Source organism: Burkholderia metallica (genome assembly GCF_902832845.1).
GTDB classification, from domain to species: Bacteria; Pseudomonadota; Gammaproteobacteria; order Burkholderiales; family Burkholderiaceae; genus Burkholderia; species Burkholderia metallica.
In genome coordinates this window covers 68,342-88,272 of the sequence record NZ_CADFDB010000014.1, presented here as the reverse complement: position 1 = coordinate 88,272, position 19,931 = coordinate 68,342, and the positions used below count along the sequence as shown (strand labels likewise).

The window sequence follows — 19,931 nt, the reverse complement described above, 5'->3', positions numbered from 1 at the left end:
GACGCGTATCGCGAGGCCGCGATGCGCGTCGCGCAGCCGGTTCGTCGCGTTATTTTGCCGCTGCGTGACGGAACCAGCGGCGTTCGATTTTCGACATCACCCAGCACACGCCCAGCGCGCACACGGTGCCGAGCGTCACCTCGCCGAGCCGTATCAGCGGAATGTCCCACAGCGGGCCGTTGCCCGGAAACAGCAGCACGATCGTCGCGGTCACGCCGCCGAGCCGGGCCGCGCTGCCGACGTTCAGACACCAGCAGCAGACGATCACGACCGCGACGGTAATCGCGTACGCGACGAGGCGGTCGCCGCCGAGCGCCGCGCCGGCGAAGCCGAGCAACCCGCCGACCATCGCGCCGACGAACTGGTCGCGCGACAGCGACATCGTGTCCGAGTAGTTGTGCTGCGTCACGGCGATTGCGGTGATCGACGCCCACACGGCCTGCTCGGAATGCATCGCGCGGCCGATCGCATACGCGAGGCACGCGCCGCACACGGCCTGCAGCGCCATCAGTGCGCCTTGCGCGAGCCGTTCGCCGAACGACAGTCCCTTGAAGAGATCGAAGATCGACTGCTGGATCTGCTGGCGGGCTTCGTTGAGTGTCCTGATCGTATCCATCATGCGTTGGCCAAGGAGCGGGTAACGGCGGCGCGCGGGCGTCAGTGTGCCTGCTCGGGCGATGCGGCGGCCGGCTCGTTCGCGGCCGCGTCGCCGTTCTCGACACGCGTCTCAGGCATCACGAGCCAGACCAGCAGCACCGCGAGCGCACCGGCGCCCGCGAGCCCGAAGAAGCTGACGGCATTGCCGAAGTGATCGGCGACGTAGCCGGCCGCGGCCGTGCTGAGCGTCGCGCCGATCCCGGCCGCGAGGCCGAACAGCCCGATGCACAGGTTGTAGCGGCCTTTGCCGCCCGCGACGTCGGCCGCGATCAGCGGCAGCATCACGCCGAACACGGCCGCGCTGATACCGTCGAGCATCTGCACGGGCACCAGCAGGTACGGGCTGCTCACGCCCGCGAACAGCAGCGCGCGCACCGGCAGCGCGGAGAAGCCGAGCAGCAGGATCGGCCGGCGGCCCCAGCGCTGCGCGGAGCGCCCGACCCACGGCGACAGCATCGCGACGATCGCCTGCGGCACGATGATGCACGCGGCAATCACGAGCTGCACGTTCTCGCCCATGCCGGCCGTGACTTCGCCGGCCGCGAGGTTCAGCATCGCCGCGTTCGACAGGTGGAACAGCACGACGCACGCCGCGAAGATCAGCATCCGGCGGTCGCGCAGCAGTTCGAGCAGCGTTTCGCGCTCGCCGGCTTCGTCGGCGTGATCGTCGGGTTTCGACGACTGCGGGATCACCTCGTGCGTCGGCTGGATCATCGCGAGCGCGAACAGCGCGGGCAGCGCCAGCACGGCGGTCAGCCAGAACACCGCGCGCGCCGAGAAGTATTCGCCGGTGAGCCCCATCAGGCCCGCCGCGACTGCGCTGCCGATCGACGCCCAGCGCGCGTTGCGGCCGAGCCGGTCGCCGAGGTCGGCACGGCCGACGAGCGAGAACGAGATCGCGGCCATCGCCGGCACGAGCATGCAGCTCGCGAAGCCGTGGAACACCTCGGCGGCGATCACCGGCACGATCGTCGGGCTCGACGCGAGCAGCACCGCGGACAGAATGATGGCCGCGATCGCCCATGCGGCCGCGCCTTTCTTGTTCTTCAGCGCATCGACGGCCGCGCCGCCCGGCACCTGGCTGACCATCGCGCTGATCGTGCCGATCGACAGCACCATGCCGATCTCGCCCTGCGTCCACTTGTGCGACGCGAGGTAGGACGCGATGAACGGACCGAACCCGGTTTGAACGTTTGCAACGAAGAAGTTGAGCCAGTCGAGGGACCGCAGACTGCGTACGCTGACGGAATGCTTGATCGTCATCGGGGCGCACTCGCAGACGAAGCCGGTGCCGGAGCAACGGGCGGGTAGACCGCGACGATCGGCTTGTCGGCCGCGTAGGGCGGCGATGCCTTGATCTGTGCGTCGTTCAGGTCGAGTTGCGGGCGCAGCGCCTTGTCGCGCGTGACGAAGCGCAGCGCGCCCCAACTCGCGGCGATCGACCGGCGGTCGGTATTGACGAGGCCGCCGAGGTCGAGCACGACGGCCTGCGGCTGCGCGGCGCGGTCGATCAGCACGTCGACGATGCGGCCGATCTTCGTGCCGTTCGGGCGTTCGACGTCGCTGTCGAGCATCTGCAGCCGCGTCGCGGGCGAGGCCGCGGCCGTGCCGGACAGCGGCACGGCCTTGGGGCGCGCGGCCGGCGGCAGGTCGCCCGACGGCACGTCGAGCACGATCGGCTCCTGTTTGCCTCCCGGCGTGAAGCGGAACACGTTCCACGGGAAGATGACCTTGCGGTCGCCCACGCCCATGAAGCCCTGCAGATTGACGATCATCTCGCGCGGCTTGCCGCTCGCGTCGGTCACCATGTCGACCGCGCGGCCGATCACCTTGCCGTTGCGACGCGCGACTTCGCTGTCGAGCAGCGCATGGATCTGGGTGCGGTCAAGCGGGCGCGTCGCGACGATCGGCGGCGGTGGCGGGGGCGGCGGTGTCGGCGATTCGGGGCGCTGCACGGGCTTCGGCCGCGTGACTTCGCGATGCGGCTTCTTCGGCGCTTCCGGTTCCTCCGGGTGCGTCGGCGCCGGCATCGGCGGTATCGTCAGCGGTTCGCCGGCGGTCTCCTCGACGGGCTCGACGAGCGCCTCGCTGATCGGCGCGGGCGGGTTCTGGACCGGCAGCAGCCCGCAGCCGGACAGCAGCGCGGCGGCGGCGAGGATCAGGAAGGCCGTCGAGGACGGCAACGACTTGCGGGATGCGGGAAACGGAGGTCCGCCGCTCATTGACACTCACTCCATGGGTCGGGGGCGGCCCGAGGGCACGCGGCTGGCGATGGATGGCGGGTGCGGGCGGCGCACCACGCGAGGTGGGATTTTAACGTGTCTTGCTTTCAGGTCCGATTTCAGTGGCGTGCTGAAGGCGGACTGTCGGGGAAAAGGAAGGGATGGCGGGGTGGGGCGGCGGGGTGACGGGAGCCATGCGCGGGGTGCCCGGCACGCCGCGAGTGCGTCCGGCGCGTGCGCCGGACGAAGCAGGAGAAACCGGAAACTCAGGCGTCCGGGTACCACGCATCGGTGAATTCGCTGACCTTGACGTCGGTCAGTTCCGGCCGTGCGGCCAGCCAGCCGCGCACGAGTTCGCGGTCGGCGTCGGTCGTCGTGCCGCGCGGCGCGCCGGAAATCACGTACGCGCCGATGCCTTCGTCCGCCGACGCGACGGTCAGCAGCCCGTTCGCTTCGACGAAGTCGATGAACGCGTCGATCAGCTGGCCGCGTTCGAGATCGGACAGTTCGTTGCGGTAGTGTGCGGTCGCGTTGAACGCGAGCTCCTGGAATTCGGCAATGTGGAGTTTCTTGCGCTGCCGGCGGTTGTGGCGTTGGCTCATGGTGTGCAGTACGTAAAGGGTTGCAGGGGGAATGGTCGGGCAGTGTAGCGCATGACTGAGGGGCGAGTGCGTAAGCATGATGGCAGCTTCGGCGGTAACGCCGCAAATGGCGACGTGCAGTGCGGGGAAGGATCAATCGGGAACAGGTGGGGGCCGTGTACGAGATGGTCATGACCAGAGGAAGATCGATGGCGCGTAAATTTCCAAAATAAATACGTATATGCCCGGAGAAATTGCATGCAGATGAACGACGCCGACGTGCGGGAATTGCGGGATCGATGGCGATCAGGGAAGTACAAGGATTTGCTCGACGCAATCGCGAACGCGTTGCCGGACGACGTATGGGCGCCTTTGTGCGACACCGTGCCGCATTTTGGGGACGGCTCGCCGGCGCTCGACCTGCGCGGCGCCGCGCTACGGGACGGCAAGCTGAAAAACCTGGAACTGGGTGGCAGCCATCTAGGTTTTGCGGTGTTCGATGCCGCGCAGTTCGACGAGGTCGGGTTTCAGTACGCCATTCTCGATGGCGCATCCTTCAGGGGATGCGAATTCCATCTCGCGCAGATGCTTCCCGTCTACGGCGATGGCACCGATTTTCGTCATGCACGATTCCGGAAATCGTTCATTGAATCCGCCAAGTTCACCCATGCCGATTTTTCCGGTGCGACACTGTTCGACGGAAGCTTGAATTCGTCGCAGATAACGGTGTGCAATTTTTCCGGCCTGCTGACCGAACGAAACGACTGGCGATGGAATACGATGACTCGCTGCGATTTCGTGGCAGCACGTTTCGTCGAGTGCAGACTGACGGCGACCCGATTCGGCGGCGCCAGGCTGATCGATGCAGCGTTCGAGAATTGCGATCTGAGCGGGGTGGACTTTCGGGGTGCCGATTTGACGAGCGTGCGCTTTCTCGGTGGCACATTCGGCGACGTGCAGCAGGGCGAGACGACATACCGTACGCGGTTCGACGATACGCCGGAAGCGCGCCGAGCGGTTGCCGCGGGCGGTACGGAGAATCGGCACGCGATCGAATGGTGTCCTGTCACGCCCGATTCGAGCGAACCGATTCCGCCAACCGCTTCACGAAGACTGAAGGGCAGGCCCGGTGACGTCGTACCGCAGAGCGGCTGGTGGGTGAGCCCGGCCCTCGGCAGCGAGCAGGGCCGGCGCTACTTCAACGCGGGAGAGCGGTTTCCGGACATCAAGTCGACGAACTGGGGGCTTGTGATCTGGCGTTATCACGCAGACGATCAAGGTTGAAATGCGCGCGTGTCGATCGCAACCGATATTCGCGCGCCCGACAACCGTCACATCAGCACGATATCGTACTGCTCCTGGCTCAGATTCGACTCCACCTGCAGCGACACCGGCTTGCCGATGAAGTCGATCAGCATCGCGAGATGCTGCGACTCTTCGTCGAGGAACAGGTCGATCACCTGTTGCGCGGCGATCACGCGGAATTCGCGCGGGTTGAACTGGCGCGATTCGCGCAGGATCTCGCGCAGGATGTCGTAGCACACGGTGCGCGAGGTCTTCACCTGGCCCTTGCCCTGACAGGTCGGGCACGGCTCGCACAGCACGTGCGCGAGCGATTCGCGCGTGCGCTTGCGCGTCATCTCGACGAGCCCGAGCTGCGAGAAGCCGTTGACCGTCACGCGCGTGCGGTCGCGCGACAGCGCCTTCTTCAGTTCGGACAGCACCGCGTCGCGATGCTCGGCATTCTCCATGTCGATGAAGTCGATGATGATGATCCCGCCGAGGTTGCGCAGCCGCAGCTGCCGCGCGATCGTGTGCGCGGCCTCGAGGTTGGTCTTGAAGATCGTGTCGTCGAAGTTGCGTGCGCCGACGTAGCCGCCGGTGTTCACGTCGATCGTCGTCATCGCCTCGGTCTGGTCGATCATCAGGTAGCCGCCCGACTTCAGGTCGACGCGGCGCGACAGCGCGCGCTGGATCTCCGTCTCGATGTTGTACAGGTCGAACAGCGGCCGCTCGCCCGTGTAGTGGTGCAGCTTCGGGCTCACGGCCGGCGTGAACTCGCCCGCGAATTCCGCGAGGCGCTGGTACGTCTCGCGCGAATCGACCTGGATGCGCGTCGTGTCGTCGTTCGCGAAATCGCGCAGCACGCGCTGCGCGAGATCGAGATCCTGGTACAGCAGGCTCGTCGCCGGCAGCCGCTGCGCCTGGCTGACGATGGTCGCCCACGTCTTGCGCAGGTACGTGACGTCGCCGGCGAGTTCGTCGGAGGTCGCATCCTCGGCGATCGTGCGCACGATGTAGCCGCCTTTCTCGTCCGCCGGGATCACGGCGGTCAGGCGCGCGCGCACGGCCTCGCGCTCGGCCTCGCTCTCGATCTTCTGCGAGATGCCGATATGCGGCTCCTGCGGCAGATAGACGAGCGTGCGGCCCGCGATGCTGACCTGGGTCGACAGCCGCGCGCCTTTCGTGCCGATCGGATCCTTGATGACCTGGACCATCAGCGTCTGGCCCTCGAACACGATCTTCTCGATCGGCTGGTGCGGCGCGCCCGACTGCGGCTCGCCCGCAAGCCGCGGATGCCAGATGTCGGCGACGTGCAGGAACGCCGCGCGTTCGAGGCCGATGTCGATGAATGCCGACTGCATGCCGGGCAGCACGCGCACGACCTTGCCGAGATAGATGTTGCCGACCCGCCCGCGCGACAGCGTGCGCTCGACGTGAAGCTCCTGCACCGCGCCTTGCTGCACGAGTGCGACCCGCGTTTCCTGCGGCGTGAGGTTGATCAGGATTTCTTCGTTCATGGTGGGTTCAGAAGGCGACGCGCGCGGTGCGGAGCAGCGCGGCAGTCTCAAAAAGGGGCAGACCCATGATACCTGAATGGGAACCGTCGATTCGCTCGATGAATTCGGCGGCGCGCCCCTGGATCGCGTATGCGCCGGCCTTGCCGAACGGCTCGCCCGATTCGACGTAGCGTGCGTATGCGTCGCGCGACGCGGCCGCGAAGCGCACCGACGAGCGCGACAGCGCGGGCGGCAGCAGCTTGCCGTCGGCATCGATCACGGCGACGGCGGTCAGCACCGCGTGTTCGCGGCCCGCGAGGCGCGTGAGCATCGCGAGCGCGTCGTCGGCGTCGGCCGGCTTGCCGAGGATCGCGCCGTCGATCGTGACGGTGGTATCGGCGACCAGCACCGGCGAGGCCGGCTTGCCGCTCGCGACGAGACGCGCACGCGCGGCCTCGGCCTTCGCGATGGTCACGCGCCGCACGTAGGCATCGGCGGCTTCGCCGGGCAGCTCGGCCTCGAGCGCCTCGGCGTCTTCGTCGGGGCGCGGCAGCAGCAGCTCGAAACGCACGCCGATCTGCTGCAGCAGCTCCTGGCGGCGCGGGCTTTGCGAAGCGAGGTAAAGGGTCGGGAAAAGCGCGGGGGGCGTGCTGGACGGCATGGTGTCGTTATCTCGGTGTGCGCGCGCGGCGCGCGTCTCGAGGACGACACGTCATGCGCGGTGGTAGGGGTGATTCTGCGTGATGCTCCACGCCCGGTAAAGCTGTTCGGCGAGCAGCACGCGCACCATTCCGTGCGGCAGCGTCATGCTCGAGATGCGCAGCAGCGTATCGGCCCGCGCTTTCAGTTCCGGATCGAGGCCGTCGGCGCCGCCGATCACGAACGCGACGTCGCGGCCGTCCTGCTGCCAGCCGGGCAGCGCCTGCGCGAGCTGCATCGTGGTCCAGTCGCGGCCGCGCTCGTCGAGCGCGACGACGCGCGCGCCCTTCGGCAACGCGGCCTCGATCTTCTGCCGCTCGGCCGCCATCACGCTTTCGGCGCTGCGGCCGCCCGAACGCAGTTCAGGCTTGATCTCGCGCAACTCGATGCGCAGCTCGGGCGGCATCCGCTTCGTGTATTCGTCGAAGCCGGATGCGATCCAGCCCGGCATCTTATGGCCGACCGCAAGGATGAAAAGCTTCATCGGGACACGTGTAACGACCCAGCGCTCAACGGCGGCGGGCGGCCGTCTTGCGTGCCGGACGGGCGGGCGCGGCTTCTTCTTCGTCCTCGTCGCCGTCGCTTTCGCTGGCCGTCGCGAAGCCGTTGCCCTTGCCGCCGCCGAGCTTCATCCGCACGGGCTTGTCGCCCCAGATTTCCTCGAGGTTGTAGTACTGGCGCAGGGCCGGTTGCAGGATGTGCACGATCGCGTCGCCGCAGTCGACGAGCACCCATTCGCCGGTGTCTTCGCCCTCGGAGCTGACGATGTCCCCGCCGGCTTCCTTGACCTTGTCGCGCACGCTCGACGCGAGGGCCTTGGTCTGGCGGTTGGAGGTGCCCGAGGCGACGACCACGCGGTCGAACAGTTCGGTCAGGTGGCTGGTGTTGAACACCTTGATGTCTTGCGCCTTGACGTCTTCGAGGGCGTCGACGATCACGCGCTGCAGTTTGCGAATATCCATGGAATCAGGAATGGTAGAGGCGATGTTGAAGAATATAGGCCCATACGGCGGCCGGCACATGTTCGGCCGATGCGTCGGGCATTTGCGCATGGCGTGCGATGCATTCGCGCAGGTGCGCACGGATGTCGGTCGCGGCGATGTCGAACGAAAGGGTCGTATCGATCAGCAGGCAGCCGGCCGGCGTGGCCTTCAGCACGTCGGGGCCTGCCTGCCGCGCGGCGATTTCCTGCGCGACGTCCGGCGGCGCCGCGCCCAGGTCGAAACCCGGGCGCGTCGACACGCAGATGTGCGCGTAATCGAACAGCTTGCGCCAGTCGCGCCACGTGTCGAGGCGCACGAGCTGGTCGGCGCCGATCAGCAGCGACAGCGACGTGTGCGGGCCGATCCGTTCGCGCCAGCGCGCGAGCGTCTCGACCGTGTAGGTCGGGCCGGTATGCTCGATCTCGTCGGTGGCGACGGTCACGCTCACGCCCGGCACGGACAGCGAGCCGGCGGCCGCGCGCGTCATCGCGAGCCGGTGCTCGGCGGCCGACACGTCGCGCTTCTGGTACGGCTGTCCGGCGGGCAGCAGCACGAGTTCGGTCAGGTCGAGCAGCGCGGCGAACCGGCGCGCGAGCGCGAGATGGCCGTCGTGGATCGGGTCGAAAGTGCCGCCCAGCAGGCCGATACGACGCGGCAGCGGGGCGGGGCGGGCGGTGGTGTTCAGAAACGCGTCCTTGTGTTGAGGCAGGGTCAGACCCAGTCGCGCGGCACGATGAAGTCGCTGTACAGGCGCGCTTCAGGCGAACCCGGCTCGGGTTGCCAGTTGTAGCGCCAGTTCGCGACCGGCGGCATCGACATCAGGATCGACTCGGTGCGGCCGCCGCTTTGCAGGCCGAACAGCGTGCCGCGGTCGAACACGAGGTTGAATTCGACGTAGCGGCCGCGGCGGTACGCCTGGAAGTCGCGCTCGCGCTCGCCGTACGGCAGCGCCGCGCGGCGCTCGACGATCGGCAGGTACGCTTGCAGGAACGCGTCGCCGACGCTTTGCATCATGTCAAACGAGCGTTCGAAACCGGGCTCCGAGAAATCGTCGAAGAAGATCCCGCCGATGCCGCGCATCTCGTTGCGGTGCTTCAGGAAGAAATACTCGTCGCACCATTTCTTGAAGCGCGGGTAGAGCTCGACGCCGAATGGGTCGAGCGCATCCTTGCAGGTCTGGTGGAAATGCCGCGCGTCGTCCTCGAAACCGTAAACGGGTGTCAGATCCATGCCGCCGCCGAACCAGAACACGGGCGCTTCGCCCGGTTTCGTCGCGATCAGCATCCGCACGTTCATGTGGACGGTCGGGCAGTACGGGTTGCGCGGGTGCAGCACCAGCGACACGCCGAGCGCCTCGAAGCCGCGGCCCGCGAGCTGCGGGCGTGCCGCGCTCGCCGACGGCGGCAGCGCATCGCCCGCGACGTCGGAAAAGCCGATCCCCGCGCGTTCGAATACGCGGCTGCCTTCGAGAATGCGCGTGCAGCCGCCGCCGCGCAGGCGCTCGCCCGGCTCGCGCTGCCACGTGTCGGTGGCGAGCGGCGTGCCGTCGAGCGCGCCGAGCGCGTCGGCGATGCGTGTTTGCAGGCCCTGAAGGTACGTGCGCACACGCGCCACGTCGTAGGTCGAATCGGTCATGTCTGGACTGGGTGCTCCCGCCCGAAGCGGGGGCCGTAAAAAAAGCCTCTGCCGGGCATTCTATCGAACCCCGGCAGAGTGGCCGCCGCCGCGCAGCGGCTAAGCGGCGATGGCGGCGTCAAGCGCTCTTGCGGTTGAGCGCGCGAAAGCCGATGTCGCGGCGGTACTGCATGCCTTCGAAATTGATCTGGTTGATCGTGTCGTACGCATGCTGCTGCGCTTCGCGCACCGAATCGGCGAGGCCGACCACGCACAGCACGCGGCCGCCGGACGTCGTCAGCTTGTCGCCGTCGAGCGTCGTGCCCGCATGGAACGTGACCGCCTGTTCGGTCTCGGCCGGGATCCCGTTGATGCGGTCGCCCTTGCGCGGCGCGTCCGGATAGCCGTGCGCGGCCAGCACGACGCCGAGTGCGGTACGGCGGTCCCAGTCGAGCTCGACCGTATCGAGCGTGCCTGCGATCGCCTGCTCGACGACCTTCGAGAAATCGCTCTTCAGGCGCGCCATGATCGGCTGCGTTTCCGGATCGCCCATCCGGCAGTTGAACTCGAGCGTGCGCGGATTGCCTTCCTTGTCGATCATCAGGCCCGCATACAGGAAGCCCGTGAAGCGGATGCCGTCCTTCTCCATCCCGCGCACCGTCGGCATGATGATCTCGCGCATCACGCGTGCGTGCATCTGCGGCGTGACGATCGGCGCGGGCGAATACGCGCCCATGCCGCCCGTGTTCGGGCCGCGATCCTCGTCGAGCAGGCGCTTGTGATCCTGGCTGGAAGCCAGCGCGAGCGCGTGCTTGCCGTCGACCATCACGATGAAGCTCGCTTCCTCGCCGTCGAGGAATTCCTCGATCACGACACGCGCGCCGGCGTCGCCGAGCTTGTTGCCCGACAGCATCATGTCGACGGCCGCATGCGCTTCTTCCAGCGTCATCGCGACGACGACGCCCTTGCCGGCCGCGAGGCCGTCGGCCTTCACGACGATCGGCGCGCCCTTCGCGTCGATGTACGCGTGGGCGGCGGCCACGTCGGAGAACGTTTCGTACTCGGCGGTCGGGATGCCGTGGCGCTTCATGAACGCCTTCGCGAAATCCTTCGAGCTTTCGAGCTGCGCGGCTTCGCGGGTCGGGCCGAACACCTTCAGGCCGCGTGCGCGGAACAGGTTGACGATGCCGGCCGCAAGCGGCGCTTCCGGCCCGACGAGCGTGAACGCGACGCCTTCGCGTTCCGCGAAATCGGCGAGTTCGTCGAGCGCCGTGATGTCGACGTTCTTCAGGCGCTCGTCCTGCGCCGTGCCGCCATTGCCGGGCGCGACGTAGACCATCTGGACGCGCGGCGACTGCGCGAGCTTCCACGCCAGCGCATGTTCGCGGCCGCCGGAACCGACGACGAGTAGTTTCATGGGATTCCCCGCAGACTAGAAAACAGGGCGGCCGGCACGCTCAGGCGCGCCGGCCGCGGATTCGGTCGGGCCGCCGCCGCGACAGGAGCACGGCGGCCGGCACATCATTCCTCGACGATGACGGCGTTCGTATACACGTCCTGCACGTCGTCGAGGTTCTCGAGCGCGTCCAGGAGCTTCTGCATCTTCGCCGCGTCGTCGCCGGTGAACTCGACTTCGTTCTGCGGCTTCATCGTCACTTCGGCGAGTTCGGCCTTGAAGCCGCCGGCTTCGAGCGCGTCCTTCACCTTCGAGAATTCCTGCCAGTCGCACAGCACTTCGATCGAGCCGTCGTCGTTCGTGTTCACGTCGTTCGCGCCGGCTTCGAGCGCGGCTTCCATCAGCGCGTCTTCCGACGTGCCCGGTGCGAACAGGAACTGGCCGACGTGATCGAACATGAACGCGACCGAGCCGTCGGTGCCCATGTTGCCGCCGAACTTCGAGAACGCGTGGCGGACTTCCGCGACCGTGCGGGTGCGGTTGTCGGTCAGCGTGTCGACGATGATCGCCGCGCCGCTGATGCCGTAGCCTTCGTAACGGATCTCTTCGTAGTTCGCGCCGTCCGCGCCGCCGACGCCGCGATCGATCGCGCGCTTGACGTTGTCCTTCGGCATGTTCGCGTCGGCCGCCTTGTCGACCGCGAGACGCAGGCGCGGGTTCGAGGTGACGTCGCCGCCGCCGAGGCGCGCCGCCACCTGGATTTCCTTGATCAGACGGGTCCAGATCTTGCCGCGCTTCGCGTCGGCCGCTGCCTTCTTATGCTTGATGTTGGCCCATTTCGAATGACCAGCCATACCTTTCTCCGTGCCCGGGCGCGCAGCGCGGGCGATTGTTTCAGTGTGTCGTTGAATCGGCGGCCGTGTCGGCGGGCATGAAGCCGCGGGGCCGCGCGTGTCGAGTGGATCGAGATTTTATCACGCGGCGACCGCCGGATCGGGGCCGCCGCACATGGCCGAACGGCCAGGCCGCGCGTCGCGCGGCCGTGCAGGTGCTCAGTTCTTGGTGCCGAACAGGCGGTCGCCCGCGTCGCCGAGGCCCGGCACGATGTACGCGTGCTCGTTCAGGTGCGAGTCGAGCGACGCGACGAACAGCTTCACGTCCGGGTGCGCGTCCTGGAATACCTGCACGCCCTCGGGCGCGGCGACCAGCGCGACGAACATGATGTTCGCGGCCGGCACGTTGCGGCGCTTGAGCACGTCGACCGCGTGCACGGCCGAGTAGCCGGTCGCGACCATCGGGTCGCACAGGATGAAGATGCGGTCTTCGAGGTCCGGCAGGCGCACCAGGTATTCGACCGGGCGGTGGTCGTCGGCGCGGTACACGCCGATGTGGCCGACGCGCGCGGACGGCACCAGGTCGAGCAGGCCGTCCGACATCCCGATGCCCGCGCGCAGCACGGGCACGATCGCGAGCTTCTTGCCCGCGATCACCGGCGCGTCGACCGCCACCAGCGGGGTTTCGACCCGCTTGGTCGTGATCGGCAGGTTGCGGGTGATCTCATAGCCCATCAGCAGCGTGATCTCGCGCAGCAGCTCGCGGAACGTGCGCGTGGACGTGTCCTTGTCGCGCATGTGCGTGAGCTTGTGCTGGATCAGCGGATGATCGGTGATGAAGAGGTTCGGGAAACGGCTGTCCTGTTTCATGACGGGGTGCCTTGGCGGCAAAAGGGGATCGGGGGGCGGCGGCGGGCACGGGCCGGCCATCGCTTATGGCCGCAATTTTACCAAGGCGCGCCGCGCGATCCGGATATTATCGACGTCTCACGACAATCCGCGTGCCGCGCACGCCCGTTCGCCCGCCCGCCGGCGGCCACGCGGGGCTGTGCCGGCACGCGCGCCACCAGGGAAGCGACGATGGATCTCGGCATTGAAGGAAAGACCGCGCTCGTGTGCGCGGCAAGCAAGGGGCTCGGGCGCGGCTGCGCGGAAGCGTTGGCCGCCGAGGGCGTGAACCTCGTGATCGTCGCGCGCACGCGCGACACGCTGGAGGAAACCGCGGAAGAGATCCGCGCCGGCGCGAACGTGTCGGTCACGGCGGTCGCGTGCGACATCACGACGCCGGACGGCCGCGCGGCCGCGCTCGCCGCGTGCCCGCAGCCGGACATTCTCGTGACGAATGCCGGCGGCCCGCCGCCCGGCGACTTCCGCGACTTCTCGCACGACGACTGGATCCGCGCGCTCGAATCGAACATGCTGACGCCGATCGAGCTGATTCGCGCGACCGTCGACGGGATGATCGCGCGCGGCTTCGGCCGGATCGTCAACATCACGAGTTCGGCCGTGAAGGCGCCGATCGACGTGCTCGCGCTGTCGAACGGCGCGCGCTCGGGGCTGACCGGCTTCGTCGCGGGGCTGTCGCGCAAGGTCGCGGGGCAGGGCGTGACGATCAACAACCTGCTGCCGGGGCTGTTCGACACCGACCGGATCGCGACGACGCTCGCCGCGTCGGCGAAGGCGCAGGGCGTGTCGGTCGACGAGATGCGCGCACGTCGTACGAAGGACATCCCGGCCGGGCGCCTCGGCACGCGCGCCGAATTCGGCGCGGCCTGCGCGTTTCTGTGCAGCGTGCACGCCGGGTACATCACCGGGCAGAACTGGCTGCTCGACGGCGGCGCGTATCCGGGCACGTTCTGACGCCGCTACGCACACCGCGCCATTCACGATGACGACAACCACTGAACGACGAAGGAACCGGAGATGAGCAAACCCCGCATCGCATTGATTGCGCACGACGCGAAGAAGGACGAGATCGTCGCGCTCGCGGGCCAGTATCGCGAGACGCTCGCGCAGTGCCGGCTGGTCGCGACCGGCACGACGGGCGGCCGGATCGCCGCTGCCCACGGGCTCGAAGTCGAGCGCAAGCTGTCGGGGCCGCTCGGCGGCGACCTGCAGATCGGCGCGGAACTGGCCGACGGCCGCGTCGACATCGTCGTGTTCCTGCGCGATCCGATGACCGCGCAGCCGCACGACCCCGACATCACCGCGCTGGTGCGTGCGTGCGACGTGCACGACGTGCCGGTCGCGACCAATGTCGCGACCGCGCGGATGCTGCTCGACGATCTGGCGCGCAACATGCAGGACGTTTGCTAACGACACGGGTATTTTTGTCGCAAGACATGGGCGACCAAGGCTGCCGCACTGGCCTTCAGCGCATCTCGTGGCCGTTTCCTGAGATCGCCGAGCACTTCCGAATCGATTTCTCCGGATTTGACTTGTCGCCTGCCGGCTGCCAGGCGCAGACCCGGGGTGGCAGTCAGGTCCGGCCATCGCGGACAGAACGAGAATTCGTCTGACTCGAAAGGCGACGATTTAAACGTGTGGAAGTGTGACGACCATCATTGGGCGCGATTTCGATCAAATCGCTGCGAGTGGTTCGACGCCGCGAGCCTCGCCCGCGTACTTGGTTCGGCAATTCCGTTTCCCGCGAAAACCCTACCACTGTGAAGGGATTGCGACGACGCGCTGCACGACCGCGCACGACGCGCGAGAATCGTCCGCTGCGACCCGCGCTCGCACGCATCGCGCAGTGGCGATGTCGATGCATTCGCCGGACCGGATTTCCAGATTCCAGACAAACGAGGAGCGAAACGATGCCGAAAGCAATCCGATACGACCAGCCGGGCGGCCCGGACGTGATGAAGTGGGTCGACGTCGAGGTCGGCGAACCGAAAGCCGGAGAGGTGCGCGTGAAGCAGCACGCGGTCGGCCTCAACTACATCGACGTATATTTCCGCACGGGCCTGTATCCGCAGCCGCTGCCCGGCGGCCTCGGGATGGAAGCGGCGGGCGAGGTGACGGCCGTCGGCGAAGGCGTGACCGCGCTCAAGGCGGGCGACCGCGTCGCGTACGTCGGGCAGCCGCCGGGCGCATACGCGCAGGAGCGCGTGATGCCGGCCGAGCGGCTCGTGAAGCTGCCCGACGGGATCAGCTACGACGACGCGGCATCGGTGATGCTGCAGGGCCTGACCGCGCACTACCTGCTGCGCCGCACGTATCCGGTGAAGGCCGGCGACACGATCCTGATCCATGCGGCGGCCGGCGGCGTCGGTCTGCTCGTGTGCCAGTGGGCGAAGGCGCTCGGCGTGACGGTGATCGGCACGGTCGGCTCCGACGAGAAGGCCGAACTCGCGAAGGCGCACGGTTGCGATCATCCGATCGTCTATACGCGCGAAAACTTCACGCAGCGCGTGAAGGAGATCACGAACGGCGCGGGCGTGCCGGTCGTCTACGATTCGATCGGCAAGGACACCTACATCGGCTCGCTCGACTGCCTCGCGCCGCTCGGCTACTTCGTCAGCTTCGGCAGCGCGTCGGGCCCGCTGCCGCCGATCGATTCGAAGGAATTCTCGTCGCGCGGCTCGCTGTTCTTCACGCGGCCCACGTTGTTCTCGTACATCGCGAAGCGCGCCGATCTCGAAGCCGCGGCCGCCGAGCTGTTCGATGTGATCCTGTCGGGGAAGGTGAAGACGAGTATCAACCAGCGTTATCCGCTCGCCGAAGTCGGTCGCGCGCATGCCGATCTCGAGGCGCGCAAGACCACCGGCTCGACGATTCTGATTCCCTGATCTGCCTGCTGCGCGCCGGCGCCATGCCGGCACGCGCTTTTTCCGGACGGCGCCTTCGCGCCGTCCGTCCCGCCTTCCGCTTTCCGCCTCCCGCCTCCGATTCCCGCCGCAGCACCCGATTCCCGCGTTTACACGTTTTTTATATCCGCCCCGATACCTTTGACCCGCCCTTTACGTGCGTTCCCATAAGGTTCTAGTCGTCTCACTTCGACGACGGAGAACATAAAAATGGATGCGGTATTTATCGGCGCCCTGGTGCTTTTCACCGCGCTGATCCTGGGTTTGGTCGCAGGTTGCGACAAGCTCGCGCAATACGGTCGCGGGGGGCGAGCATGACCTGGATGCTTTGGCTGGCGGGCGCATCGACGGCCCTGCTGTTCGCGTATCTCGTCTTTGCGCTGCTGCGCGCGGAGGACATCGAATGAACGCGAACAACCTGTTGCAGACGCTGCTGTTCATCGCCGTGCTGCTGGCGGCGGCCGTGCCGGTCGCGCGCTACCTGAGCGCGGTGATGGACGGCAGCTCGCGCGTCGTGCGCGTGTTCGGCCCGCTCGAGCGCGTGCTGTACCGCATCGCCGGCGTCGACGCCGGCAGCGAGATGAACTGGAAGCAGTACGCGATCGCGACGATCGCGTTCAATGCGCTCGGCGCGCTGTTCCTCTACGGGCTGCTGCGCCTGCAGGGCTTCCTGCCCGGCAACCCGCAGCAATTCGGCGCGATGACGGTCGACGGCGCGTTCAACACGGCCGTGAGCTTCGTCACCAACACGAACTGGCAGGACTACACGCCCGAGCAGACGGTCAGCTATCTGGCGCAGATGCTCGGCCTGACCGTGCAGAACTTCCTGTCGGCCGCGACCGGCATCGTCGTCGTGATCGCGCTGATCCGCGGCTTCGCGCGCCACACCGCGCAGACGATCGGCAACTTCTGGGTCGACCTCACGCGCGTGACGCTGTACGTGCTCGTGCCGATGGCCGCGCTCGTCGCCGCGCTGCTGATGAGCCAGGGCGTGATCCAGAACATGAAGGCGTATCAGGACGTGCCGGTGCTGCAGGCGAGCACCTACGCGGCGCCGAAGCTCGACGCGCAGGGCAACCCGGTCAAGGACGACAAGGGCAACCCGGTGACGGTGCCGACCCCGCTCACGAAGCAGACGCTCGCGATGGGCCCGGTTGCGTCGCAGGAAGCGATCAAGATGCTCGGCACCAACGGCGGCGGCTTCTTCAACGCGAATTCCGCGCACCCGTACGAGAACCCGACGCCGTTCGCGAACTTCCTGCAGATCTTCTCGATTCTGATCATCCCGGCCGCGCTGTGCCTCGTGTTCGGCCGCGTGATCGGCGACCGCCGCCAGGGCATCGCGGTGCTCGCGGCGATGACGGTCGCGTTCACGATCGCGGTCGGCGTGGAGGTGAGCGCCGAGCAGGGCGGCAATCCGACGCTCGCCGCGCTGCACGTCGACCAGTCGGCGAACGCGCTGCAGCCGGGCGGCAACATGGAAGGCAAGGAAACCCGCTTCGGGATCGCGCAGACCGGCATCTTCACGGTCGCGACCACGGCCGCGTCGTGCGGCGCGGTCGACACGATGCACGACTCGCTGACGCCGCTCGGCGGCCTCGTGCCGATGCTGCTGATGCAGCTCGGCGAAGTGATCTACGGCGGGGTCGGCTCGGGCCTCTACGGGATGCTCGTGTTCGCGCTGCTCGCGGTGTTCGTCGCCGGTCTGATGATCGGCCGCACGCCGGAATACGTCGGCAAGAAGATCGAGTCGTACGAGATGAAGATGGTGTCGATCGTCGTGCTGCTCACGCCGCTGCTCGTGCTGGTCGGCACGTCGATCGCCGTGCTCGCCGATGCGGGCAAGGCCGGCATCGCGAACCCGGGCCCGCACGGATTCTCGGAAATCCTCTATGCGTTCAGTTCGGCCGCGAACAACAACGGCAGCGCGTTTGCGGGCCTGACGGTCGGCACGCCGTTCTACAACTGGATGACCGCGATCGCGATGTGGTTCGGCCGCTTCGGCACGATCGTGCCGGTGCTGGCGATCGCCGGCTCGCTCGCCGCGAAGAAACGCATCGCGGTGACGAGCGGCACGCTGCCGACCCACGGCCCGCTGTTCGTCGTGCTGCTGCTCGGCACCGTGCTGCTGGTGGGCGCGCTGACTTACGTGCCGGCGCTTGCGCTCGGCCCGGGCGTCGAGCACCTGATGATGTGGCTGGGCGCGTGATGCGCGTCCGCATGGCGACACATTGAAAAGACTGAAGAGCTTGAAGAGATCGCAATGACTCAACATTCCGCAACACGGTCCATGTTCGATCCGGCGCTGCTGCGCCCGGCGATCGTGGACTCGTTCAAGAAACTCACGCCGCGCACGCAGTTCCGCAACCCGGTGATGTTCTGCGTGTACGTCGGCAGCATCCTGACCACGATCCTGTGGATCGCGGCGCTCGCCGGCCAGGCCGAGGCACCGGCTGGCTTCATCCTCGCGATCGCGCTGTGGCTGTGGTTCACGGTGCTGTTCGCGAACTTCGCCGAAGCGCTCGCCGAGGGGCGCTCGAAGGCGCAGGCTGCATCGCTGCGCAGCGCGAAGAAGGACGTGATGGCGAAGAAGCTCAACGAGCCGCATCCAAAGTCGCCGATCCGCATCACCACCGCGTCCGACCTGCGTCGTGGCGACGTCGTGCTGGTCGAGGCCGGCGACGTGATCCCGGCCGACGGCGAGGTCGTCGACGGCGTCGCATCGGTCGACGAATCGGCGATCACCGGCGAGTCCGCGCCGGTGATCCGCGAATCGGGCGGCGACTTCTCGTCGGTGACGGGCGGCACGCGCGTGCTGTCCGACTGGATCGTCGTCAAGGTCACCGCGAACCCCGGCGAGGCGTTCCTCGACCGGATGATCGCGATGGTCGAAGGGGCGAAGCGCAAGAAAACGCCGAACGAGATCGCGCTGACGATCCTGCTGGTCGCGCTGACGATCGTGATGCTGCTCGCGACCGCGACGCTGCTGCCGTTCTCGATGTTCTCGGTCGAAGCGATGAAGGCCGGCCACGTGGTGACGATCACTGCGCTCGTCGCGCTGCTCGTGTGCCTGATCCCGACGACGATCGGCGGGCTGCTGTCCGCGATCGGCGTGGCCGGGATGAGCCGGATGATGCAGGCGAACGTGATCGCGACGTCGGGCCGCGCGGTGGAAGCGGCCGGCGACGTCGACGTGCTGCTGCTCGACAAGACCGGCACGATCACGCTCGGCAACCGCCAGGCGTCGACGTTCGTGCCGGCGCCGGGCGTGACCGAGGAAGCGCTGGCCGATGCCGCGCAACTGTCGTCGCTCGCCGACGAAACGCCGGAAGGCCGCAGCATCGTCGTGCTCGCGAAGGAGCGCTTCAACATTCGCCAGCGCGACATGGGGCAGCTCCACGCGACGTTCCTCGGCTTTTCCGCGCAGACGCGGATGAGCGGCGTCGATCTTCCGGGGCGCGAGATCCGCAAGGGCGCGGCCGACGCGATCCGCCACTACGTCGAAACGCGCGGCAGCCGCTTCCCCGAGGAAGTGCGCCGCGCGGTGGACGACGTCGCGCGCCGCGGCAGCACGCCGCTCGTCGTGGCCGACCTGCATGAAGGCGCGGCGCGCGTGCTCGGCGTGATCGAGCTGAAGGACATCGTGAAGGGCGGCATCAAGGAGCGCTTCGCGGAACTGCGCAAGATGGGCATCAAGACCGTGATGGTGACGGGCGACAACCGGCTGACGGCTGCCGCGATCGCGGCGGAGGCGGGCGTCGACGATTTCCTCGCGGAAGCGACGCCGGAAACCAAGCTCGCGACGATCCGCGAGCACCAGGCGGCGGGGCGTCTCGTCGCGATGACGGGCGACGGCACCAACGACGCGCCGGCGCTCGCGCAGGCCGACGTCGCGGTGGCGATGAACACCGGCACGCAGGCGGCGAAGGAAGCCGGCAACATGGTCGACCTCGACTCGAACCCGACGAAGCTGATCGAGATCGTCGAGATCGGCAAGCAGATGCTGATGACGCGCGGCTCGCTGACGACGTTCTCGATCGCGAACGACATCGCGAAGTATTTCGCGATCATCCCGGCCGCGTTCGTGACGACCTACCCGCAACTGCGCGTGCTCGACATCATGCACCTGACGTCGCCGGCGTCGGCGATCCTGTCGGCGGTGATCTTCAACGCGCTGATCATCGTCGCGCTGATTCCGCTCGCGCTGAAGGGCGTCACGTACCGGCCGCTCGGCGCCGCGTCGCTGCTGCGCCGCAACCTGCTGGTCTACGGCCTCGGCGGCGTGCTGCTGCCGTTCCCGTTCATCAAGCTGATCGACATGACGCTCGCCGCGCTCGGCTGGGCGTGAGCCGGCCGT

Annotated in this window: 20 protein-coding genes; 7 read left to right on the top strand and 13 right to left on the bottom strand. The window is 67.5% G+C overall.

Features of this window, described 5'->3' with window-relative positions:
* Window positions 1-49: 49 nt before the first annotated feature.
* From HWX08_RS30090 to HWX08_RS30075, 4 genes are all read right to left on the bottom strand, one after another.
* Complete coding sequence (locus tag HWX08_RS30090; protein WP_069257231.1) at window positions 50-616, bottom strand: FUSC family protein; 567 nt, start codon at window positions 614-616, stop codon at window positions 50-52.
* Window positions 617-657: 41 nt separating this feature from the next.
* Window positions 658-1,920 carry an MFS transporter gene (locus HWX08_RS30085; protein ID WP_069257230.1) on the bottom strand — a complete coding sequence of 421 codons (1,263 nt, stop codon included), beginning with the start codon at window positions 1,918-1,920 and terminating at the stop codon, window positions 658-660.
* A complete protein-coding gene (locus tag HWX08_RS30080; protein WP_174921193.1) occupies window positions 1,917-2,879 on the bottom strand; it encodes a PRC-barrel domain-containing protein in 963 nt (320 codons plus the stop codon). The genes HWX08_RS30085 and HWX08_RS30080 overlap by 4 nt, the downstream gene beginning before the upstream one ends.
* Before the next feature lie 266 nt (window positions 2,880-3,145).
* Window positions 3,146-3,481, bottom strand: a complete 336-nt coding sequence (locus HWX08_RS30075; RefSeq protein ID WP_069257228.1) for a YggL 50S ribosome-binding family protein — start codon at window positions 3,479-3,481, stop codon at window positions 3,146-3,148.
* A gap of 237 nt (window positions 3,482-3,718) precedes the next feature.
* On the opposite strand from HWX08_RS30075, the gene HWX08_RS30070 reads away from it, so the two are divergent.
* A complete protein-coding gene (locus tag HWX08_RS30070; protein ID WP_174921194.1) occupies window positions 3,719-4,744 on the top strand; it encodes a pentapeptide repeat-containing protein in 1,026 nt (341 codons plus the stop codon).
* Window positions 4,745-4,791: 47 nt separating this feature from the next.
* Here HWX08_RS30070 and rng read toward each other — a convergent pair whose 3' ends face one another.
* From rng to upp, 9 genes are all read right to left on the bottom strand, one after another.
* On the bottom strand, window positions 4,792-6,261 hold the full coding sequence (gene rng, locus HWX08_RS30065; protein WP_069257227.1) for a ribonuclease G: 1,470 nt from the start codon (window positions 6,259-6,261) through the stop codon (window positions 4,792-4,794).
* A 7-nt stretch (window positions 6,262-6,268) separates the two neighbouring features.
* Entirely contained in the window at window positions 6,269-6,901 is a 633-nt protein-coding gene (locus HWX08_RS30060; RefSeq protein ID WP_069257226.1) for a Maf family protein, read from the bottom strand.
* A gap of 51 nt (window positions 6,902-6,952) precedes the next feature.
* Window positions 6,953-7,423 carry a 23S rRNA (pseudouridine(1915)-N(3))-methyltransferase RlmH gene (gene rlmH, locus HWX08_RS30055; protein WP_069257225.1) on the bottom strand — a complete coding sequence of 157 codons (471 nt, stop codon included), beginning with the start codon at window positions 7,421-7,423 and terminating at the stop codon, window positions 6,953-6,955.
* Window positions 7,424-7,448: 25 nt separating this feature from the next.
* A complete protein-coding gene (gene rsfS, locus HWX08_RS30050) occupies window positions 7,449-7,901 on the bottom strand; it encodes a ribosome silencing factor (protein ID WP_069257224.1) in 453 nt (150 codons plus the stop codon).
* Between the two features lie 4 nt (window positions 7,902-7,905).
* A complete protein-coding gene (locus HWX08_RS30045) occupies window positions 7,906-8,637 on the bottom strand; it encodes a nicotinate-nucleotide adenylyltransferase (protein WP_174921211.1) in 732 nt (243 codons plus the stop codon).
* Complete coding sequence (gene hemF, locus HWX08_RS30040) at window positions 8,634-9,557, bottom strand: oxygen-dependent coproporphyrinogen oxidase (RefSeq protein WP_174921195.1); 924 nt, start codon at window positions 9,555-9,557, stop codon at window positions 8,634-8,636. The genes HWX08_RS30045 and hemF overlap by 4 nt, the downstream gene beginning before the upstream one ends.
* Before the next feature lie 118 nt (window positions 9,558-9,675).
* On the bottom strand, window positions 9,676-10,953 hold the full coding sequence (purD, locus tag HWX08_RS30035) for a phosphoribosylamine--glycine ligase (protein WP_069257221.1): 1,278 nt from the start codon (window positions 10,951-10,953) through the stop codon (window positions 9,676-9,678).
* Window positions 10,954-11,057: 104 nt separating this feature from the next.
* Window positions 11,058-11,786, bottom strand: a complete 729-nt coding sequence (locus tag HWX08_RS30030) for a YebC/PmpR family DNA-binding transcriptional regulator (RefSeq protein ID WP_069257220.1) — start codon at window positions 11,784-11,786, stop codon at window positions 11,058-11,060.
* A 198-nt stretch (window positions 11,787-11,984) separates the two neighbouring features.
* On the bottom strand, window positions 11,985-12,635 hold the full coding sequence (gene upp / locus HWX08_RS30025; RefSeq protein WP_006481871.1) for a uracil phosphoribosyltransferase: 651 nt from the start codon (window positions 12,633-12,635) through the stop codon (window positions 11,985-11,987).
* A gap of 210 nt (window positions 12,636-12,845) precedes the next feature.
* Here upp and HWX08_RS30020 point away from each other — a divergent pair, with 210 nt between their 5' ends.
* The 6 genes from HWX08_RS30020 (at window position 12,846) to kdpB (ending at window position 19,922) form a co-directional block, all read left to right on the top strand.
* Window positions 12,846-13,625: an SDR family oxidoreductase gene (locus HWX08_RS30020; RefSeq protein ID WP_069257219.1), complete on the top strand. Its 780-nt coding sequence runs from the start codon at window positions 12,846-12,848 to the stop codon at window positions 13,623-13,625.
* 63 nt (window positions 13,626-13,688) lie between these two features.
* Window positions 13,689-14,081: a methylglyoxal synthase gene (locus tag HWX08_RS30015; protein WP_006478230.1), complete on the top strand. Its 393-nt coding sequence runs from the start codon at window positions 13,689-13,691 to the stop codon at window positions 14,079-14,081.
* A 500-nt stretch (window positions 14,082-14,581) separates the two neighbouring features.
* Window positions 14,582-15,556: a quinone oxidoreductase family protein gene (locus tag HWX08_RS30005; protein WP_069257218.1), complete on the top strand. Its 975-nt coding sequence runs from the start codon at window positions 14,582-14,584 to the stop codon at window positions 15,554-15,556.
* Between the two features lie 332 nt (window positions 15,557-15,888).
* A complete protein-coding gene (gene kdpF, locus HWX08_RS30000) occupies window positions 15,889-15,981 on the top strand; it encodes a K(+)-transporting ATPase subunit F (protein ID WP_006752209.1) in 93 nt (30 codons plus the stop codon).
* Window positions 15,978-17,783: a potassium-transporting ATPase subunit KdpA gene (gene kdpA, locus HWX08_RS29995; protein ID WP_174921197.1), complete on the top strand. Its 1,806-nt coding sequence runs from the start codon at window positions 15,978-15,980 to the stop codon at window positions 17,781-17,783. The genes kdpF and kdpA overlap by 4 nt, the downstream gene beginning before the upstream one ends.
* A gap of 54 nt (window positions 17,784-17,837) precedes the next feature.
* Window positions 17,838-19,922 (top strand): potassium-transporting ATPase subunit KdpB, encoded by a 2,085-nt coding sequence (kdpB, locus tag HWX08_RS29990; RefSeq protein WP_069257216.1) that lies wholly within the window; start codon window positions 17,838-17,840, stop codon window positions 19,920-19,922.
* Window positions 19,923-19,931 lie beyond the last annotated feature (9 nt).

Coding starts and splice junctions, on each gene's coding strand:
- HWX08_RS30090 (WP_069257231.1), bottom strand. CDS start 616: ATGGATACGATCAGGACACTCAACGAAGCCCGCCAGCAGATCCAGCAG.
- HWX08_RS30085 (WP_069257230.1), bottom strand. CDS start 1,920: ATGACGATCAAGCATTCCGTCAGCGTACGCAGTCTGCGGTCCCTCGAC.
- HWX08_RS30080 (WP_174921193.1), bottom strand. CDS start 2,879: ATGAGCGGCGGACCTCCGTTTCCCGCATCCCGCAAGTCGTTGCCGTCC.
- HWX08_RS30075 (WP_069257228.1), bottom strand. CDS start 3,481: ATGAGCCAACGCCACAACCGCCGGCAGCGCAAGAAACTCCACATTGCC.
- HWX08_RS30070 (WP_174921194.1), top strand. CDS start 3,719: ATGCAGATGAACGACGCCGACGTGCGGGAATTGCGGGATCGATGGCGA.
- rng (WP_069257227.1), bottom strand. CDS start 6,261: ATGAACGAAGAAATCCTGATCAACCTCACGCCGCAGGAAACGCGGGTC.
- HWX08_RS30060 (WP_069257226.1), bottom strand. CDS start 6,901: ATGCCGTCCAGCACGCCCCCCGCGCTTTTCCCGACCCTTTACCTCGCT.
- rlmH (WP_069257225.1), bottom strand. CDS start 7,423: ATGAAGCTTTTCATCCTTGCGGTCGGCCATAAGATGCCGGGCTGGATC.
- rsfS (WP_069257224.1), bottom strand. CDS start 7,901: ATGGATATTCGCAAACTGCAGCGCGTGATCGTCGACGCCCTCGAAGAC.
- hemF (WP_174921195.1), bottom strand. CDS start 9,557: ATGACCGATTCGACCTACGACGTGGCGCGTGTGCGCACGTACCTTCAG.
- purD (WP_069257221.1), bottom strand. CDS start 10,953: ATGAAACTACTCGTCGTCGGTTCCGGCGGCCGCGAACATGCGCTGGCG.
- HWX08_RS30030 (WP_069257220.1), bottom strand. CDS start 11,786: ATGGCTGGTCATTCGAAATGGGCCAACATCAAGCATAAGAAGGCAGCG.
- upp (WP_006481871.1), bottom strand. CDS start 12,635: ATGAAACAGGACAGCCGTTTCCCGAACCTCTTCATCACCGATCATCCG.
- HWX08_RS30020 (WP_069257219.1), top strand. CDS start 12,846: ATGGATCTCGGCATTGAAGGAAAGACCGCGCTCGTGTGCGCGGCAAGC.
- HWX08_RS30015 (WP_006478230.1), top strand. CDS start 13,689: ATGAGCAAACCCCGCATCGCATTGATTGCGCACGACGCGAAGAAGGAC.
- HWX08_RS30005 (WP_069257218.1), top strand. CDS start 14,582: ATGCCGAAAGCAATCCGATACGACCAGCCGGGCGGCCCGGACGTGATG.
- kdpF (WP_006752209.1), top strand. CDS start 15,889: ATGACCTGGATGCTTTGGCTGGCGGGCGCATCGACGGCCCTGCTGTTC.
- kdpA (WP_174921197.1), top strand. CDS start 15,978: ATGAACGCGAACAACCTGTTGCAGACGCTGCTGTTCATCGCCGTGCTG.
- kdpB (WP_069257216.1), top strand. CDS start 17,838: ATGACTCAACATTCCGCAACACGGTCCATGTTCGATCCGGCGCTGCTG.